This window comes from Methylocapsa aurea (assembly GCF_000746085.1).
Taxonomy (GTDB): domain Bacteria; phylum Pseudomonadota; class Alphaproteobacteria; order Rhizobiales; family Beijerinckiaceae; genus Methylocapsa; species Methylocapsa aurea.
On sequence record NZ_KN050804.1, the window covers coordinates 114,969 to 133,786 of the forward strand.

Here is an 18,818-nt window from a genome sequence, read left to right on the forward strand (position 1 = left end):
GCGATGCGCGACGATCCGAGCCCCGCGCAGCCGCGGCCCGAACCCAGCGCGCTTGCCCAAGCGCGCCAGCGTTCGCTGCTGATTTTCATTCCCTTGCTTGTCTTCGCCGCGCTTGTCGGGCTTTTTCTTGTCCGGCTTTTTTCCGGAGACGCCTCGCGCCTGCCATCGGCATTGATCGGCAAGCAAGTCCCCGCCTTCGCCTTGCCGGCGATTGAAGGGCTCGCCGATCGGCCGGGATTCTCCGACGCCGATCTGCGCCGGGGCAATGTGACCCTGGTTAATGTCTTTGCGTCCTGGTGCGTTCCTTGCCACCAGGAACATGCGTTCTTGATGCGGCTCGCCAAGGACCCCGCGCTTCAGCGTCTTGGCGTGCGCCTCGCCGGTCTCGCCTATAAGGACGAACCGGGCAACATCCGCCAGTTTCTCGGCAAGGAAGGCGACCCTTATGCGATGGTCGGCGCCGACCGCAATGGGCGGGCCGCGATCGATTGGGGCGTCTATGGCGTCCCGGAAACCTTCATCGTCAAAGGCGACGGCGTGATCGCCTATAAATTCGTCGGCCCGATCAGCGAGCAAAGCTACAAGCAAACGATTCTGCCCGAGATCGAAAAAGCGCTGCGCTGACCGCTCCCGCCTTGTGTTGATAACAGCAACACATTTGCGCATATTTTACAAATGAACGAGCCATCGACGACAGCCGAGGTCAACGCCAAGAACATGCCGGAATGGAAAAGATGACGTATTATCAATAATATGCTACGATTAATTTATGCTTGAAGCCCTTATCGACAGCATCGAACAGAAGAAAGCGCAGCTTGGCCGCTTGCGCCCGCTGTCGGCGGCCGCCTTGGCGCAACTCCAGAAGCACTACGACGTTGAACTGACCTACACGTCGAACGCCATCGAGGGAAACACCCTGACGCTGCGCGAGACAGCGGAAGTCATCGAGCATGGCATCACGGTTGGCGGCAAATCGCTTCGCGACCATCTCGAAGCCGTCGATCATTATGATGCGCTGCTGTGGATGCGCGAGCTAGCCGCACAAACGACGCCCATTGACGAAAGCACCGTGTGCGAGTTGCATCGGCGGATCGTCGCCCGCAGCCAGCCTGGCCTTGCGGGAGTTTACAGCCAAAATCCACGCCGGATCGCGGGTTCGCCCGTGATTTTTCCAAACCCTGCGAAGATTCCTCAACTCATGGAAGAATTCGGTGCATGGCTGCAAGCCGCACCGTCTGACTCGACTTCTATATTCGAAGGCCATTTCCGCCTGACCGCCATTCATCCCTTCGGCGACGGCAACGGGCGCACGGCGCGGCTCTTGATGAATCTCATGTTGATCCGTGGCGGCTACCCACCTGTTGCGGTGCGTCCCGAAGATCGCAAAACCTACCTCGACGCTCTAGAGCGCGGCTCACTCGCCGAGGATTTGCGGCCATTCCAGACTTTTATGCATGAGCGACTGGACTCGACCTTGGGGGAGTACTTGAGCGCCTTGCAAGAGGCGCTTCCCTAGAGCATTTTCGAGCGAAGTGGATGCCGGTTCGCGTTAAGAAAATGCGACAAAACAAAGACCTAGAGCTGCTTTCTGATTCCGCGGAAACTGAAAGCGCTCTAGGTCATGATCTCATAAAGGGGATTCCCGAATCGGCGGCAAGATGATTCAACCTTCAGATCGTGGGGGTCGCGATGGCTCGTTTTGATTTGACGGATTTCGAGTGGTCGGTGATTGAGCCGCTTTTGCCGAACAAGCCGCGTGGGGTTCCGCGGGTGGATGACCGGCGGGTGCTGAACGGGATATTTTGGCGGTTGCGGACGGGCGCGCCTTGGGCCGACATTCCGGAGCGCTACGGCCCGCACACGACCTGCGTCAACCGCTTCAACCGGTGGCGCAAGGCGGGCGTCTGGGATCGCATTCTCAAAGCTGTGTCAAAGGCTTATGACGGCGACATCCAGATGATCGATTCGTCCTCGATCCGCGTGCATCAGCATGCCGCCAACGCCCAAAAAAAGACGATCGATCCCGTTGCATGGGTCGCTCGCGGGGTGGGTTGACGACGAAAATCCATGCCCTCGTCGACGCTGAAGGCCTGCCCATCGACCTGAAGCTGACCGAGGGCTAGGCGCATGACGGGCGCAGCGCGGACGACATGCTGGAGGCTTTGGCCGAGGGGCAGATCCTTCTGGCTGACCGCGCCTACGACAGCGACGCACTGCGGCAAAGCCTCGATGAGCGCGGCGCGTGGGCCAACATCAAGCCGATGCCAGGACGCAAGAACGTCCCAGCGTTCAGTCCCTACCTCTACCGCCACAGAAACCTCGTCGAGCGCTTCTTCAACAAAATCAAGCACTACCGCGCCGTCGCCACGCGCTACGACAAGCGAGCAGAAAACTTCCTCGCCGGCGTCCAACTCGCCTCAATCCGAATTTGGATGCGCTTTAATGAGTCGATGACCTAGCCTGACCCAACCCGCAAGTCCGGCCTGCAAGAACCAACCCCGCGCGGCTGACCTCTCGACACGAGCCACATAAGGCGCAATATGGAACGCGCCCCGCCCGCGATACGGTGAAATTCGCCTCACCCCTCCTGCCCCGCCAGTTTCAGCCACTCCTCCTCGCTGATTGTCTCGACGCCGAGCTCGGCCGCCTTCGCGAGTTTCGAGCCCGCGCCCGGCCCAGCGACGACGAGATCGGTCTTTTTCGAAACGGAGGCCGCGACCTTCGCCCCGAGCCGCTCGGCCTGCGCCTTGGCTTCATCGCGCGTCATGCGTTCGAGCGAGCCGGTAAAGACGATGGTCTTGCCCGCGACGGGACTCGTCGAGGCGATCGCCTCCATCGGCTGCGGACGCACATGTTCGAGCAGCGCGTCGAGCACCCCTTCATTGTGCTCCTCAGTGAAGAAATCGGCGACCGCCTCCGCCACGACGTCGCCCAAACCTTCTATATTGTTGATTTCCGCGCGGGCCTCAGACCCCTCGGATGCCGTCCGAGCAACCGCGCGCAGCGCCTCGAACGAGCCGAAATGGCGCGCCAGGCGCCGGGCATTGGTCTCCCCCACATGCCGGATGCCAAGCGCATAAATGAAGCGATTGAGCGGCGGCGCGCGGCGCGCCTCGATCGCGGCGAAGAGGTTTCGCACCGAGGTTTCGCCATAGCCTTCGCGATCCCTCAGCTTCTTCAAGGAGGCGCGGTCGCGCGCTTCAAGCGTGAAAATATCGGCCGGCGTTTTGATCAGGCCATCGCGGAAAAACTGCTCGATCTGCTTGTCGCCAAGCCCTTCGATATCCAGCGCATTGCGCGATGCGAAATGCTTGAGCCCTTCAACCGCCTGCGCCGCGCAGACGAGCCTTCCGGTGCAGCGCCGCACGACATCGGCGGCCCCGGTTTTCTCGTCGATCTCCCGGACCGCCGCCGAGCCGCAGACCGGGCATATATGCGGAAACACATAAGGCTTCGAGTCACGCGGCCGCTTGGCGAGGACAGGCCCGAGAACCTGGGGAATGACATCGCCGGCGCGCTGGATCGTCACCGTATCGCCGATGCGAATGTCCTTGCGCGCGATCTCGTCTTCATTGTGCAGCGTGGCATTGGCGACGACGACGCCGCCGACCGTCACCGGATCGAGCCGCGCCACCGGCGTCAAGGCGCCGGTGCGTCCGACCTGGATTTCGATGCCGCGCAGGATCGTCATCGCCTTTTCGGCGGGAAATTTATGCGCGGCGGCCCAGCGCGGCGAGCGCGAGACGAAGCCGAGGCGCGCCTGCAATGCAAGGCTGTCGACCTTGTAGACGACGCCGTCGATGTCATAGCCAAGCGAAGCGCGCATCTGCTCGATTTGCCGGTAATGCGCGAGCAAATCCTCCGCCGAATGGCAAAGGACCATCAAAGGATTGACCGGCAGGCCGAAATGCTTGAACGCCGCGACCATGCCCATCTGCGCGTCGGCGGGAGCGGCGCTGACCTCCCCCCAGGCATAGGCGAAGAAATGCAGGGGCCTTTGCGCGGTGATCGAAGGGTCAAGCTGGCGCAGCGAGCCCGCCGCCGCATTGCGCGGATTGGCGAACAATGTCTTGCCCACCTCCCCCTGGCGCGCGTTCAAAGCGGCGAAATCGGCATGGGTCATATAGACCTCGCCGCGCACCTCGAAAATCTCCGGCGGATCGTCCTTGAGACGATGCGGAATTTCGCCGATCGTCCGCACATTGGCGGTGACGTCCTCGCCCTCGAAGCCATCGCCCCGCGTCGCCGCCTGGACCAGTTCGCCCTTCTCGAATCGGAGCGAGCACGAGAGTCCGTCGATCTTTGGCTCCGCCGTAATCGCGAGCGGGGCGTCGGGGCCAAGGCCAAGAAAGCGCCGCACGCGAATGACGAAATCGACGACCTCCTCATCGCTGAAGACATTGCCGAGCGAGAGCATCGGCGCGCGGTGACGGATCTTGGCAAATTTTTCGGCAGGCGCGGCGCCGACCCTTTTGGTCAGCGACTCCGGCGTGGCGAGTTCCGGAAAGGCCGCCTCGATCGCCTCATAGCGCCGCCGCAGCGCATCATAATCCGCGTCCGAGATGGTCGGCGCATCCTCGGCGTAGTAGCGGCGATCATGCTCGGCGATCTCTTCGCCAAGACGCGCATATTCGCGGCGCGCTTGCGCCGCATCGAGGCGGTCGATCGGGGTCGGCTTCTTCATGCGGGGAAAATTAGCATAAGCCCGCAACAACGCGCGAGAAGTTGATCAAAGACCATTTTCATGCGACGCGGCGGCCAATTGCAAAGCCATGGACCGCGCTTAGAGCGCTTCCCTATTAGATGGAATCATCTGATCGGATAGGAATCGCTCAGAGTCAAAGGGTTAGAGCATGTTCTTATGAGACGCCGGATATATCCGATGTCCAAATATCGAAAAAGTCGATCAACTTTTTTAAGAACATGCTCTAGGTGTGTATTGTCACCGATTTGTCCCCCGCAACCGGCCTATGCCTTCAACAAGGGGCGCTTAGCCGACATTCAAAACGGGGGACTTAAGCCATGTCTTTATCCAAAAACGTCGGAGCGATGCGTCGAGACACAAGGCTTAATAAGATATCAAAAACTTTATTTCACTCGATTTTCTTACTTCCTTTAACCTCATACGCAGCTTTAGCTGCAAATGTTACGGTTTTTAGCACTTCGCTTGACCCAACACAGACTATCCTGACCATAAATGGAAGCGGATTTACGCCTGGCGGAAGGGTTTTTCTGGGATCTAACGAGATTACGGCACAATGTAAACTTACTGGCAGCGCCAATAGTACGATTTCTTGTTCATTTGCGTCAAGCATAGCTCAAGGAACATATAGACTTCTCGTGACCAATCTACAGAGCCAATCCGATGTCTTTGATCTCACCGTTCCAATCGTTGGTCCGAAGGGACCCGCAGGTCCGACAGGACCTGCCGGCCCGGCCGGCCCCACAGGTCTGAAGGGGTCCGATGGCCCCGCAGGCCCACAGGGCCTACAAGGAGCGCCGGGGCTTCAAGGCGTTCAGGGCCCCGCCGGTCCTCAAGGAATGCAAGGCGTTGCCGGCGTGTCGCATATTCGGACCGTTTTGGTCACTGGCATTTCTAGTCCTTATTATACCACGCACACGCGGATCGAGGCCGCCTGCTCGGGCGGTCAAAAACTCATAGGTGGGGGGTGCGACGCGGTATTCGGATATTATAAAGATGCGCCCTATGATCCGCCGGTCATCGATAAGGCCACGCCGGGCGGCGATACGACCTTTGTGTGCTCATTTAAAGGGGGGACCGGGGGCCACATGCCGATCGCGGCCGTCGCTATTTGCGCTGATGCTCAATAGGGACCGAAACAGCGTAAACTGGCATGCCGGCGGGCGCCTCATGTGAGGCTCGCTCACGCCCCCGCCAATAGCCGCGCGGCGGCGGCCCGCGCCTCGTCGGTGATTATCGCACCGGCCAGCATGCGGGCGATTTCTTCCCGCCGCGCCGCCTGTTCCAAGACGATGACCCGGGTCGCGACGCGGCTGCCTTGATCCGTCGCGTCCTTGGCGATTCTAAAATGGCCTTCGGCGCGGGCGGCGACTTGCGGCGCATGGGTCACGGCGAGCACTTGGACGCGGGAGGCGAGCCGGGCGAGCCGCTGGCCGATCGCGTCCGCAACGGCGCCGCCGACGCCCGTGTCGATCTCATCGAACACGAGGGTCGGGGCGGAGCCCTGATCGGCCAGAACCACTTTCAGCGCCAGCATGAAGCGGGCGAGTTCGCCGCCCGAAGCGATCTTCATCAAGGGACCGGGCCGCGTTCCCGGATTGGTCTGCACCCAGAACTCGACCTGATCGAAGCCATCGGGCCCCGCCGCCTCAACGCCGATTTGCGTGGAAAAGCGCGCGCCTTCGAGCTTCAACGGCGGAAGTTCCGCGTTGACCGAGGCGTCGAGCGCGGCGGCGGCTTTCTTGCGCGCTTGCGACAAGATCCCAGCCTTGGCCGCATAATCGGCTTCGGCCGCTTCAAGCGCCCGCGCCAATTGCAGGAGCATGGCTTCCCCGGCATCGAGATCGGCAAGGTCCCTTGCGAATTTCTCCGCCAGTTCAGGCAAGGCGTCGGCGGGAACCGCATATTTGCGGCTCGCGGCGCGCAAGGCGAACAGCCGTTCCTCGACCTGCTCCAACTCGCGCGGATCGAAATCGGCGTCGCGCAGGGCCTGATCGAGCGCTTGTCCGGCGAGATCCAGCGCGCTCAAGGCGGCGTCGAGCGCCTGCGCCGCGGGAGCGATCAAACCGGGCGCCTGAGTCTGACGGCGCTCCAGCCGGCGCAGCGCGGCGGACAAAGCCGGCAAGGGCGAACTTTCCCCCGCGACGCTCTCATAGACATCGCGAAGTTCGCCGGCGACCTTCTCGGCCTGCATCATCGCGGATCGGCGCACGGCCAGCGCCTCCTCTTCGCCCGGCTCCGCCACAAGCTTGTCGAGCTCCGCAAAGGCGTGGCGGAGGTAATCGGCGTCGGCGCGCACTTTTTCGATCCGCGCCTGCTCGGCGGCGCTTTCGGCCCGAAGCTCGCGCACCCGCGCATGAGCGGCCCGCGTCGCGGCAAGCTCCAGGCTCAAGCCGCCAAAGGCGTCGATCAATTGGCGATGCATGCTTGAATTGACCATGGCGCGGTCGTCATGCTGTCCATGAATTTCAACCAGCTCGCGGGCGATCGCCCGAAGCGTCTGGGAGGTCACCCGCTGGTCATTGATGAAAGCGCGCGTGCGGCCATCGGCCAATTGGACGCGCCGCAAGATGAGGCCGCCTTCGGCCTCGATCTCCTGCGCCTTGGCGGCGGCGAGCGCGGGGTGACCGACCGCAAGCTCGAAGGCGGCGCTGACATGACCCTGCGCCTCGCCCTGGCGGACCAAGGCGCCGTCGCCCCTCGCCCCCAAGGCCAGAGAGAAAGCATCGAGAAGAATCGATTTCCCGGCGCCGGTCTCGCCTGTCAAGACGGTCAGCCCACGATCAAGGCAAAGATCGAGCCTGTCGATCAGGACAATGTCGCGGATGGAGAGCTGAACGAGCATGGGGTCGAAGCCTCCCCCGACGCGCCCTCGCGCGGCGCGGCTAGCCGAAGCCCAATTTGCGGAGGAACGCCTTCGAGATCCAGGACCCTTGGTCTTCGTGCGGCTGCAGCCCGTCGTTCTTCAGAAGCGCAAAGGCGTCCTTGTACCAGATCGAATCGGGGTAGTTATGACCAAGCACGGCGGCGGCGGTCTGCGCCTCGTTGGTGATGCCGAGCGCCAGATAGGCCTCCGTCAGCCGCATCAAGGCTTCCTCGGCATGGCGCGTCGTCTGATATTTGGCGAGAACTTCGCGGAAGCGATTTATCGCCGCCGAATAATTATGCTGATTCAGGTAATAGCGCCCAACCAGCATTTCCTTGCCGGCGAGCTGGTCGCGGGTCACTTGGAGCTTGTAGCGCGAGTCCTCGGCATATTCGGACTTCGGATATTTTTCGACAATCAGGGCGAACAGGGCCGTCGCCTTCGCGGCCCGATCCTGATCTCGGCTGATTTCCGGGATCTGATTGTAATAGGACATCGCCTGAAGATAATAGACATAGGCGATGTCCGGGGACGTCGGGTAAAGCGCGACATAGCGCTGCGCCGATGCGATGGCGTCGTCGTAGCTGCTATTCTGATATTGGCTGAAGACGGTCATCAGCAGCGCTTTTTTCTGCCACTGCGAATAGGGATGATGCTTTTCGAGCTCCGCGAATTTCTTGGCCGCGGCGTCGTAATCCTTCTTGTTCAACCGGGCGAGAGCCTGATTGTAGGTATCGTCCGCGGGAATGTCCGGCACCAGCTCCGTCTTATATTTTTCGCCGGCGAACATGCTCATCGGGTTGAACGTATCCCCAGAACAACCCGCCGCCGGCAAAGCCAGGGCGCCGAGCGCCGCGATCCGCAGCAGAAACCCAGCACGGAACCACGCCAAGTGCGCTTGCGGCTGGTGCGTCTCTTTTGAGGCATTATTCATGCGCGTTGCTCGATCATCGCCAAGGAAAGCCTATCGGACTGGCGTCCTTTCTAACGCAACCAGCGCCATTGCGCCAGCATCCCTGCGGAAGAGCATCATTTGCGAAAAGCGCCGCCGGTTTCACAGCGCAAATGATGCAGAAAAGTGCCTAAGCAGAATGCTTGGAACGCCAAACCCGTCTCGCTTAAGTGGATCGTTTACGCGGCAATAATGTGGCGACGAGACGCCGACCACCCAATTTCCAGAAACAATGCGGATGAATGGCGCCGCTCCAGCCTGGTCGCTGGGGGGCAAGCGTTTGCCCATGGACTCACTCCAGAACTCATGGGGCCGGCGCATGACGAGGCCCCATGAGAAAAAGATTTGAAAGCCGCCGCTGATGGACCGCGCTCAGCTCGACTGGCGGCGAAGGAACGCCGGAATTTCGAGTTGGTCCTCCTCGCTCGCGCGCGGCTGATACGCCGTCCTGCCATGCTGGTCGAGAGGCTGTTGCGGCGCTCTTTGCGGCGGTTGCTGATAGCCGCGTTTGCCATATTCGGCCTGAATCGAGTTGGGTTGCTGCGGCCGTTGGGCCGGCCCCGGCGCCGGCGGATGCTTGCTTTGCGGCCCTTGCCGTTCATGCGACGGATGGCTCGCGGCGGCTTCCTCCTGCCGGCTGGTGCCGAAGGACGCAAGCCGCTCAAGCAAGGAGCGACGCTTGAACTCGGGATGGGGCTGACCCTGCGATTCGCCGCGATGGGCGCGGATCTGGTTTTGGCCAGGCAGCGGCAGGTCGTCGATCTGCGGCATTCTTTGCTGCCGGACAACCGGCGAATCAGGCTCGGTCGGGATAAAAGGACCGGAGTCAAAATGGTCGTTGGAACGCGGCCCCGGTTGCGCCGGCTCATAATGATGCGATTGCGGCGCGGTCTCCTGAATATATACCGCGTGCTGAGCGCCATCCTGCGGCGAAGCGAAACGCTGGATTCCAGGGTGCTGGCCGCGCTCCTCGCGCGAGGGGTCCTTGCGCGGCGGCGCATAGGCCTCGGGGGCGGAATTCTGATAGGCCGGCTGCGCCGTTTCGATCGGGCGCGCGGCGGTCTGCGCCCGCAAACGGTTCGCGACCTCGGTGATGCGCGTCTCAGCGGCGGTCAGTTCATAGGCGCCTACGGGATGATCGATGCCGGTCGCGACGACGGAGACGCGGACGATGCCATCGAGGCTCTCATCGAATGTCGCGCCGAGGATGATATTGGCGTCCTCATCGACTTCCTGGCGAATTCGGCCGGCCGCTTCGTCGACTTCGTAAAGGGTGAGATCGTTGCCGCCGGTGATCGAAATCAACAGGCCGCGCGCGCCTTTCATCGAAACTTCGTCGAGGAGAGGATTGGCGATCGCCGCCTCGGCCGCGAGCATCGCCCGCTTGTCGCCGGAAGCCTCGCCGGTGCCCATCATGGCTTTGCCCATCTCGCGCATGATCGCGCGGACGTCGGCGAAGTCGAGATTGATGAGGCCTTCCTTCACCATCAGATCGGTGATGCAAGCGACGCCGGAGTAGAGAACCTGGTCGGCCATCGCGAAGGCGTCGGCGAAGGTGGTTTTCTCATTGGCGATCCGAAACAGATTCTGGTTCGGGATGATGATCAGCGTATCGACGGCTTTCTGCAATTCGTTGATGCCGGCCTCGGCGACGCGCATCCTGCGCGAGCCCTCGAATTGAAACGGCTTGGTGACGACGCCGACGGTCAGAATGCCCATGTCTCGGGCGGCGCGGGCGATGACCGGCGCTGCGCCCGTGCCGGTGCCGCCGCCCATGCCGGCGGTCACGAAACACATATGAGCGCCCGACAGATGATCGCGAATTTCCTCGATCGCTTCTTCGGCGGCGGCGCGGCCGACTTCCGGCTGCGATCCGGCGCCAAGGCCTTCAGTCACCTGCAGGCCCATTTGAATGATGCGCTCGGCCTTCGAGGCCGTGAGCGCCTGCGCATCGGTATTGGCCACGATGAAATCGACGCCGATCAGGCCCGAGACAATCATGTTGTTGACGGCGTTTCCGCCTGCTCCGCCGATGCCGCACACCATGATGCGGGGCTTCAACTCCCTGAGCTCTGGAGCTTTTAGATTGATCGTCATCGTCTGGCCTCTCGACGTTGGAGCGCCGGTCAGGGACGCCCAGGTTGGGTTTTCGCTTCGGTATTTGGCGAGAGTGAAAAGGTCCGCCGCCTTTTCGCCCCCGCCGGGAACACAAGAGCATTTTCCAATTTCACGAAATTAGAAAATCGCTCTCTCTGTCTTGTTTTGTCGCACTTTCTTCACGCGAACTGGCATTCACTTCGCTTGAAAATGCGCTAGAAACTACTTTTGAGCCATCGGCCGACGCGGCCGATGTATCCGTTCGACTCCGGCCCCGGCGTCGCCGTCTGGCGCGAGGGCCGAAAATGTTCGTTGCCGCTGACCTGCGGATAGACGAGCAGCCCGACGGCCGCCGAAAACGCCGGGCTCTTTGCCGATTCCGGCAGCCCCTGAACGCCAAGCGGGCGGCCAGTGCGAACCTGCCCGGAAACGATCCGCTTGGCCGCCTCCTGCATGCCGGCGAGCTGGCTCGCGCCGCCGGTGAGAACCAGCCGGCGGCCGGAATGGGCCGGCAGGCCGGCGCCCTTCAACCTGTCGCGCACGAGTTCAAGAATTTCTTCCGCGCGCGGCTTGATGATCCGGATGAGATGCGCCTTGGGCAGATGCGCCGGATGCTCGCCATCCTCGCCGACCTGCACCACTGCGATCGTCTCGCGTTCGTCCGAGGCCGAAGGCAGGCAGCCGCCGTAAAGCGTCTTCAACCGCTCGGCGTCGGCGAGCCTGATGCTGAGGCCGCGCGCGATATCCGTCGTGACGTGATTGCCGCCGACGGCGAATGCGTCGACATAGGTGAGATGGCCGCCGGAAAAAATGCTGACCGAGGTGGTGCCTGCGCCCATGTCGATAAGGGCGGCGCCAAGTTCGGCTTCATCGTCGGCGAGGGTCGAGAGACCCGCCGCATAGGGGGTCGCGACCATCGCGTCGACGCCCAGATGGCAACGTTCGACCGCGAGCATCAGATTGCGCGCGGCGGCGGCGTCGCAGCTCAATACGTGCATATCGGCGCCGAGTTCGTCGCCGATCATGCCTCTTGGATCGTGGATATGGCGCGTTTCGCCGAGCGAGAATCCGATCGGGAGGGAGTGGAGCACAGCCCGGCCGTCGCGCCCGCCGCGCGCGGTGCAAGCCTCGAGCACGCGGTGGACGTCCGCCTCGCTCACAGCCCGGCCAGCGACGGAGACTTTGGCGTCAAAGAGCTGCGAGGCCAGCCGGCCGCCAGTCGCATTGATGATGACGCTTTCGACCTGAACGCCCGCCATCCGCTCCGCCGCATCGACGGCGAGCCGGATCGCGCCTTCGACAGCCTCCATGTCGACGACGGCGCCGCCCTTGATCCCGCGCGAGCGTTGATGGCCGATGCCCAGAATGCGGCAGCGATGGGTGCGACCGCGCAGCGATTCGGACGGCCCGCTCGGGTTGAGCCGCGCGATGAGGCAAACGATTTTCGATGTCCCGATGTCGAGCACCGACAAAATGGCGCTCTTGCGAACGGACAAGGGACGCAGGCGGGACGGCAACGGCGGCTTCACGTCGGACCGCCTTTCGACTTTGTCTTATGGGACAGCGATTCCGCGCGCGCCGCGGCGGCGTCCTCGGTAAGGCGCGCCACGACGCGGCCGGGCTGACGCAAATCGAGCGAAATAACGTCCTTGTCGAGAATGCGGGACGTGCGCTGCAGTTGAACGAGACCGGCAAGCGCCGCCGCCGGATCGATCTCCGGCAACAACACGTCGACCCCATTCGTCATTTTCAAAGTCCAATGCCGCTGCGACACCAGCATGCCGGCGCGGATCCTTTCGCGCAGATCGCCCGCGGCTTCGAGCAGGGCCAAATATTCGTCAAGTCTCTTGTTGGCACCGGCGCCCACGACAAGCGGCAAATGAATGAAGCGCTGGTCGCGGAAGGCGTCGATCGGCATGCCGTCGGCGGCGACGACGTTCACGACGCCGCCCTTCTGCCAAAGGGCGAAAGGCTGACGCTCCTCGACCTCGATCAAGAGCCGATTCGGATAGAGTTTGGTGACGCTTGCTTCCTTGACCAGCGGCAGATTGCGCAGCCTTTCCCGGACTTTGGCGACATCGAGGAAGAGAAGCGAATTGCGCGGGCCGATTTCGGAAACAGCGAGGATCTCAGCTTCGGCAAGCTCGGTCTGACCGGCGATCGTCACCGCATCGATGCCGAAGCCAAAGGCCTTTGCGACAATATCGGCCGGCGCGCCCTCCGCGGCGACAAAGGCGTCATAATGACCGCCCTTCACGACGCCATAGGCGCCGGTGACGAGAAACAGGGTGGAGGCGAAGAAAACGCCGACGCCCGGTCCCGCCAATCGGGCGAGGATGCGATGCATCCAAGCGCGCCTTGGCCTGCGCGCGCGCGGTCTCGTTTTGACGCGCGGAGGCTCGCTATCGCGCAGGGCCAAGGCGCCGCGCGACATCGCGCCATAGGCCAGGGCCGCCGGCGCAAAGCCAGTCTCCATCGTTCTCAACGATCGCAGGAGGCGTCTTCGACCATCCATCGAACAAGCTCACCGAATGACAAGCCGGCATAGGCGGCAATCTCGGGCACGAGGGACGTCTCGGTCATGCCGGGCTGGCTGTTGACTTCCAGCACCACGAGTTCGCCGGTTCCCCCAAGCGAATCGTCGTATCGGAAGTCGGTCCGGCTTACGCCGCGACAGCCGAGCGCCCTGTGCGCCACAAGAGCTAACTCTTGTACATTTTGGTAAATTTTTTCTTTAAGATTTGCCGGAAGGACGTGGATGGAGCCTCCCGGAGCATATTTTGCGTCATAATCGTACCAGCCCCCATCGGCGGCGCGGATGTCGATCACGTCATAGGCTTTGTCGCCGATGACGGCGCAGGTGAGCTCCCGCCCGGCGATGAAGCTTTCGACCAGAACCTTTTCGCCATGGGCCCAATCCGAGCGGGTCAATTCCTGCGGCGGATGCTCTTGATCCGCGCGGACGATGATGACGCCATAGGACGATCCCTCGCTGAGCGGCTTCACGACATAGGGCGGCGGCAGGACATGGCGCTTGCCGGCCTCGATCCGGTCGACGGTGACGCCCTTCGCCACGGGAACGCCGGCGGCGCGCAGAACATCCTTGGCGCGATCCTTCTGCATCGCCAGCGCCGAAGCGAGCACCCCGGAATGGGTGTAGGGAATCGCCAGCATTTCGAGGATGCCCTGCATGATTCCATCCTCGCCGAAGCGCCCATGCAAAGCGTTGAAGGCGACGTCGGGGCGCAGCGCGGCCAGCGTTTGGGCGATTTGCCGATCGACATCGAGGCGGGAGACCTTGAACCCTTCGGCTTCGAGCGCCCGCGCGCAAGCCTCCCCAGAACGCAGCGAGACTTCGCGCTCCGCCGAAAGGCCGCCCATCAGCACGGCGACATGTTTGGTCATGAGGATAATCCGTTCAGGCTTGTGGGGAAGGCGGCGCGAATCTTACCAAAAGGTTTCATGTGAAACCTCTCGGAGCGACCGCGAAGGCCAAATGAGCCGCCGCCCTCGTCCTTCGAGACGCGCCCTTTGGGGCGCTCCTCAGGATGAGGACTTTTGGAAACGCAAGTAATGTCAAAGCGCCACCCCTACCCGCAATATCTCCCATTCCAGCGAAACGCCGCTCGTCTCCAGCACGCGGCGGCGCACCTCTTCGCCGAGCGCCTCGAGATCGGCGCCGCTCGCCGCGCCGCGATTGATGAGGAAATTGCAATGCAGCTCGGAGACCTGCGCGTCGCCCATGGCAAGGCCGCGGCAGCCCGCCGCGTCGATCAACTCCCAGGCCTTATGTCCCGGCGGATTCTTGAAAGTGGAGCCGCCGGTTCTCGTGTTGACCGGCTGGGTTTGCGCCCGCGCCTTGGTGATCTCGGCCATTTCGGCCAAAATCGCCTGCTCCTCCCCCACCTGCCCTTCAAAAATTGCCTGCGTGAAAATCACCCCGGCGGCAATCCCGCAATGGCGATAGGAAAAGGCCATGTCGGCGTTGGAGAAATCGAAAATCCTGCCGGCGCGATCAACGCCCCGGCAGGAGACAAGGACGTCTTTCGTCTCCGCGCCATAGGCGCCCCCATTCATGCGCAGCGCGCCGCCGATGGCGCCGGGGATGCCGCGATAGAATGAAAAGCCGGCAATTCCCGCCCTCGCCGCGGCGGAAGCCAGCTTCACGTCAAGCGCTCCGGCCCCCGCGCGAAGGGTGAGCCCATTGACGGAGATCTCCTGAAACGGCTTGCCAAGGCGAATGACGACGCCTTCGACCCCGCCGTCGCGCACAAGAAGATTGGAGCCCGCGCCCAACGCCAGAACCGGAATGGCGAGATCGAGCAGGCTTAGGAAATAGGCCAGATCGTTCTCGTCGAAGGGCTCGAACATCGCCTGCGCCGGACCGCCGGTCTTGAACCAGGACACATCGGCCAGCGGCGCGAAGGCCGTGAGCTTTCCGCGCAGATCCGGCATCGCCGCGCGAAGATCCGGCGTGATGTCGGGCAAGCGCAAAAGCGGCTCGGATCCAGCCGTCATCCCGAGGCCCCCGCCGAGCCCGTTGCCTTGTCCGAAGCCGCCAGCTGGCCCGGCAGCGCATAGGCCCATTGGGTAATATTGCCGGCGCCCAGAAACACAACGTAATCGCCAGGCTGCGCCAGGGAGCCAATGAGACCGGGGAGATCAGCGGGGCTGAGCAGGGCCAGCGCCTGCCGATGCCCGCGCGCTTTCAAGGCGGCGACGAGACTGTCGCGGTCGGCGCCCTCGATCGGCGCTTCGCCGGCGGCATAGACATCGGCCACAATCACAACGTCAGCGTCGTTGAAGCAGCTGGCGAATTCATTGAAGAGCGAATGCAGCCGGGTATAGCGATGCGGCTGGACGATGGCGATGACGCGGGCCTTGGTCGAGGCCCTGGCGGCGCGCAGGACGGCCGCGATCTCGACCGGATGGTGGCCGTAATCGTCGAAAATCGTCGCGCCATTCCATTCGCCGGTGCGGGTGAACCGCCGCTTGACTCCGCCAAATCCCTTGAGCGCGGCCCGTATCGCATCCGCGCCCATGCCGAGCTGATGCGCGACGGCGATCGCGGCGGTCGCGTTCAGCGCATTGTGATGGCCCGGCATCGGCATGACGATATTTTCGAGCGCGGTCTCGGCGCCGCTCTTCCAATCGCGAATGATCGCGGTAAAGCGCGAGACGCCGCCGGACAGATCGACATCGACAAGCCGGACGTCGGCCTGCGGATTCTCGCCATAGGTGATGACCCGGCGGTCTTCGATTTTGCCGACCAGTTCCTGCACTGTCGGATGGTCGAGGCACATCACGGCGAAGCCATAGAAGGGAATATTCTCGACAAAGGCGCGGAAGGCTTCCTTGATCGCGTCGAATGTCTTGAAATGATCGAGATGTTCGGGATCGATATTGGTGACCACCGCGACATCGGCGGGAAGCTTCAGGAAAGTGCCGTCGCTTTCATCGGCCTCGACGACCATCCAATCCCCCGCCCCTAGGCGCGAATTGGTGCCATAGGCGTTGATGATCCCGCCATTGATCACCGTCGGATCGAATTTGCCGGCTTCAAGCAATGTGGCGACGAGAGATGTGGTCGTCGTCTTGCCATGCGTGCCGGCGATGGCGACGCATTGCTTGAGGCGCATCAATTCGGCAAGCATTTCGGCCCGCCGCACAACGGGAAGGCGCATTTCCCGCGCCAGCTCCAACTCGGGATTATCGCGCTTGATCGCGGTCGAGACGATGACGACTTCCGCGGCGCCGAGATTTTCGGGGCGATGGCCGATATGGACCACCGCGCCTTTGCCGCGCAGCCGCAAGACATTGGCGTTCTCAGCGGCGTCCGACCCCTGAACGCAATAGCCGAGATTGAGCAGGACCTCGGCGATGCCGGACATGCCTATGCCGCCAATCCCGATAAAATGAAGCGGACCGAGTTCGTGCGGCAATTTCAAAGCTTGTTCTCCTTGGCGGCGCTGACGCTCAGCACCAGATCGGCGAGACGGTCGGCGGCGTCGGCGATGCCCGCCTCCTTGGCGGCGATTGCGCGGCGGGCGAGGCCGGCCATATTCGCCTCTGCGTCCTGCAATGTCGTCGCCAGCCATTGCGGCGAAAATGCGCTCTGGTCGACGACGATGGCGGCGCCAGACGCCGCGAACTGCTTGGCGTTGGCCGCCTGGTCCTGATCCAGCGCATGCGGCAGCGGAACAAGGATGGCGGGGCGCCCGATCACCGCGAGTTCAGACACGGTCGAGGCACCGGCGCGGGCGACGACAAGATGAGCCTGCGCGATCTTGAACGGCAAGTCGTTGAAAAAGGCCCGGATCTCCGCATCGACGCCAAGGCGCCGATAGGTCTCGCTCACGCGGGGAATGTCTTCGATGCGCGCCTGCTGCACGATGACGAGCTTGCGCCGGGCGCTTTCCGGCATGAGTTCGATCGCGGCCGGGACCACGTCCGACATGATCCGCGCGCCCTGCGAACCGCCGGTGATCAGAAGCCGCAATTTGCCATCGGCGTCGCCGGGAAAGTCCGCCTTGGCGGCTTCGATGACCATCGGGCGCACCGGATTGCCGGTGACATGCGCCTTGGCGGCAGTTTTCGCATTGACGCCGCCGAGCGTTTCGAATCCCGTGGCGATAGCGTCGACGCGCGAAGCCAGAAACAGATTGGCGCGGCCGATGACGGCGTTGCCTTCATGCACGAGCGTCGGCGCGCCGAGCAGGCTCGCCGCCAGGAGCGGCGGCACGGTCGGGTATCCGCCAAAGCCAACGACCGCACGGGGACGAATGCGCCCGATGAGGCGCCAGGCCATAAAGGTCCCTCGGGCGAGCGTTGTCAGCGCGCCGGCGCGGGCAAGCATCGAGCCGCCTCGCGGCGTCGCCGCGGCGATCTCATATATGGCCCGCGCCGGAAACGCCCCGCCATATTTCGCCGCCCGTTCGTCGGTGACGAGATCGACCTCGAACCCTCGCGCGCAAAGCGCATTGCTCAAGGCCTCCGCCGGAAACAAATGGCCGCCGGTGCCGCCCGCCGCGACAATGATCGGGCGCTTGTCGTTCATGCGACGCCTTCCCGCGCAGAGGCGAGCAGAGCGGAGCCAGGGCGCTTGCGCATCACCGCGATCAGGAAGCCAATCGCAAGCGCCAATGAGACAAGCGAGGAGCCGCCATAGGAGATAAAGGGCAAGGTCATGCCTTTGGCTGGCATGAGGTGAAGATTGACCGCCATGTTGATCGCGCTTTGGACGCCAAAGAGCATGACCAGTCCGGCCGCGGCGAAACGGCAAAACGGATCGTCGTTGCGCGCCGCCATCAGCAAGCCGCGCAGCACGATGAAGGCGAAGATCGCGACGACGACGAGACAAGCGACGATGCCGAATTCCTCGCCGGTCACCGCGAAAATGAAATCGGTGTGGGCGTCGGGAAGAATGCGCTTGACGGTTCCCTCGCCCGGCCCCTTCCCGAACCAGCCGCCGGACAGGAAACTATCGATCGCGGTGTCCACTTGGAAGGTGTCGACGATCCCCCCGCCGGCGCCGGGATCGATGAATTTCAGCACCCTTGCGCGCACATGGGGCACGAACTTATAGGCGAGAAAAACGCCGCCGACCCCGACCCCGCCAAATCCGACCACCCAGAACCAATGCAGGCCCGCCATGAAGAAAAGCGCCGCCCAGACCACGCAAATGAGCAGGGTCTGACCGAAATCTGGCTGCAGCATCAAGGGAACGACGGTCGCCGGCAGCAACAGGAGCGCCAGAAACGTGGCCGGCACGTCGCGTCGTTTGCCGCCTTCGGAAAAGGCCCAGGCGGCGAGAATGACAAAAGCCGGCTTCAAGAACTCGGAGGGCTGAACGCCGAAGATCCAGCGTCTCGATCCCTTGACTTCGTGACCGAAGAGGAGCGCCGCGATGATTAAGCTCAACGATACGAGAAAGACGACGAGCGCAACCCGCCGCACCTGTCGAGGCGAAAGGAAAGATGTCGCAAAGAGCACCGCGACGGTCGGGACCAAATAGAGGACCTGTCGATGGACGAAATGGAACGTCGACAGACCAAGCCGCTCCGCAACCGGCGGGCTGCCGGCCAAAGTTAGAACGAGGCCCAGCAGGATCAGCGCCGCAACAGCGGCGAGCATCCAACGATCGATCGTCCACCACCAGTTCGCTAGGACCGAACGTTCCGCGCGCGACACCATTTCCGTTC

General features: G+C 62.7%; 13 protein-coding genes and 1 pseudogene. 3 read left to right on the plus strand and 11 right to left on the minus strand.

Annotated features, from left to right (window positions below):
• The first annotated feature begins 3 nt into the window (after positions 1-3).
• The 3 genes and pseudogenes from DL86_RS15700 (at position 4) to DL86_RS19480 (ending at position 2,459) form a co-directional block, all read left to right on the plus strand.
• Positions 4-624, plus strand: a complete 621-nt coding sequence (locus DL86_RS15700) for a DsbE family thiol:disulfide interchange protein (RefSeq protein WP_245276418.1) — start codon at positions 4-6, stop codon at positions 622-624.
• Positions 625-847: 223 nt separating this feature from the next.
• Positions 848-1,516 (plus strand): Fic family protein, encoded by a 669-nt coding sequence (locus DL86_RS15705; RefSeq protein ID WP_245276398.1) that lies wholly within the window; start codon positions 848-850, stop codon positions 1,514-1,516.
• A 173-nt stretch (positions 1,517-1,689) separates the two neighbouring features.
• Positions 1,690-2,459 (plus strand): annotated as a pseudogene (locus DL86_RS19480) (IS5 family transposase).
• A gap of 119 nt (positions 2,460-2,578) precedes the next feature.
• Here DL86_RS19480 and ligA read toward each other — a convergent pair.
• The 11 genes from ligA to DL86_RS15775 form a co-directional block, all read right to left on the minus strand.
• Entirely contained in the window at positions 2,579-4,684 is a 2,106-nt protein-coding gene (ligA, locus tag DL86_RS15720; protein WP_036263434.1) for an NAD-dependent DNA ligase LigA, read from the minus strand.
• A 1,201-nt stretch (positions 4,685-5,885) separates the two neighbouring features.
• On the minus strand, positions 5,886-7,547 hold the full coding sequence (gene recN, locus DL86_RS15730; protein ID WP_036263437.1) for a DNA repair protein RecN: 1,662 nt from the start codon (positions 7,545-7,547) through the stop codon (positions 5,886-5,888).
• Between the two features lie 40 nt (positions 7,548-7,587).
• A complete protein-coding gene (locus DL86_RS15735; RefSeq protein ID WP_084572970.1) occupies positions 7,588-8,502 on the minus strand; it encodes an outer membrane protein assembly factor BamD in 915 nt (304 codons plus the stop codon).
• A gap of 390 nt (positions 8,503-8,892) precedes the next feature.
• Positions 8,893-10,617, minus strand: coding sequence for a cell division protein FtsZ (ftsZ, locus tag DL86_RS15740; RefSeq protein ID WP_036263439.1), 1,725 nt, complete (start codon positions 10,615-10,617; stop codon positions 8,893-8,895).
• A 215-nt stretch (positions 10,618-10,832) separates the two neighbouring features.
• Positions 10,833-12,146, minus strand: coding sequence for a cell division protein FtsA (gene ftsA / locus DL86_RS15745; RefSeq protein WP_036263441.1), 1,314 nt, complete (start codon positions 12,144-12,146; stop codon positions 10,833-10,835).
• The gene (locus tag DL86_RS15750) at positions 12,143-12,964 is read right to left on the minus strand and encodes a cell division protein FtsQ/DivIB (protein WP_245276399.1); all 822 of its coding nucleotides are present in this window, start codon (positions 12,962-12,964) and stop codon (positions 12,143-12,145) included. The genes ftsA and DL86_RS15750 overlap by 4 nt, the downstream gene beginning before the upstream one ends.
• A 134-nt stretch (positions 12,965-13,098) precedes the next feature.
• Entirely contained in the window at positions 13,099-14,022 is a 924-nt protein-coding gene (locus DL86_RS15755) for a D-alanine--D-alanine ligase (protein ID WP_036263443.1), read from the minus strand.
• A 171-nt stretch (positions 14,023-14,193) separates the two neighbouring features.
• Positions 14,194-15,135: a UDP-N-acetylmuramate dehydrogenase gene (gene murB, locus DL86_RS15760; protein WP_036263444.1), complete on the minus strand. Its 942-nt coding sequence runs from the start codon at positions 15,133-15,135 to the stop codon at positions 14,194-14,196.
• Complete coding sequence (murC, locus tag DL86_RS15765; protein WP_036263445.1) at positions 15,132-16,565, minus strand: UDP-N-acetylmuramate--L-alanine ligase; 1,434 nt, start codon at positions 16,563-16,565, stop codon at positions 15,132-15,134. The genes murB and murC overlap by 4 nt, the downstream gene beginning before the upstream one ends.
• Positions 16,562-17,674 carry a UDP-N-acetylglucosamine--N-acetylmuramyl-(pentapeptide) pyrophosphoryl-undecaprenol N-acetylglucosamine transferase gene (locus DL86_RS15770; RefSeq protein WP_036263446.1) on the minus strand — a complete coding sequence of 371 codons (1,113 nt, stop codon included), beginning with the start codon at positions 17,672-17,674 and terminating at the stop codon, positions 16,562-16,564. The genes murC and DL86_RS15770 overlap by 4 nt, the downstream gene beginning before the upstream one ends.
• Positions 17,671-18,810: an FtsW/RodA/SpoVE family cell cycle protein gene (locus DL86_RS15775; protein ID WP_036263447.1), complete on the minus strand. Its 1,140-nt coding sequence runs from the start codon at positions 18,808-18,810 to the stop codon at positions 17,671-17,673. Before DL86_RS15775 ends, DL86_RS15770 begins: the two co-directional genes overlap by 4 nt.
• Positions 18,811-18,818: the final 8 nt, after the last annotated feature.

What these genes read in the sequence shown, in the direction of transcription:
- DL86_RS15700 (WP_245276418.1), top strand. Translation starts at nt 4, where the DNA reads ATGCGCGACGATCCGAGCCCCGCGCAGCCGCGGCCCGAACCCAGCGCG.
- ligA (WP_036263434.1), bottom strand. Translation starts at nt 4,684, where the DNA reads ATGAAGAAGCCGACCCCGATCGACCGCCTCGATGCGGCGCAAGCGCGC.
- recN (WP_036263437.1), bottom strand. Translation starts at nt 7,547, where the DNA reads ATGCTCGTTCAGCTCTCCATCCGCGACATTGTCCTGATCGACAGGCTC.
- DL86_RS15735 (WP_084572970.1), bottom strand. Translation starts at nt 8,502, where the DNA reads ATGAATAATGCCTCAAAAGAGACGCACCAGCCGCAAGCGCACTTGGCG.
- ftsZ (WP_036263439.1), bottom strand. Translation starts at nt 10,617, where the DNA reads ATGACGATCAATCTAAAAGCTCCAGAGCTCAGGGAGTTGAAGCCCCGC.
- DL86_RS15750 (WP_245276399.1), bottom strand. Translation starts at nt 12,964, where the DNA reads ATGCATCGCATCCTCGCCCGATTGGCGGGACCGGGCGTCGGCGTTTTC.
- DL86_RS15755 (WP_036263443.1), bottom strand. Translation starts at nt 14,022, where the DNA reads ATGACCAAACATGTCGCCGTGCTGATGGGCGGCCTTTCGGCGGAGCGC.
- murB (WP_036263444.1), bottom strand. Translation starts at nt 15,135, where the DNA reads ATGACGGCTGGATCCGAGCCGCTTTTGCGCTTGCCCGACATCACGCCG.
- DL86_RS15770 (WP_036263446.1), bottom strand. Translation starts at nt 17,674, where the DNA reads ATGAACGACAAGCGCCCGATCATTGTCGCGGCGGGCGGCACCGGCGGC.
- DL86_RS15775 (WP_036263447.1), bottom strand. Translation starts at nt 18,810, where the DNA reads ATGGTGTCGCGCGCGGAACGTTCGGTCCTAGCGAACTGGTGGTGGACG.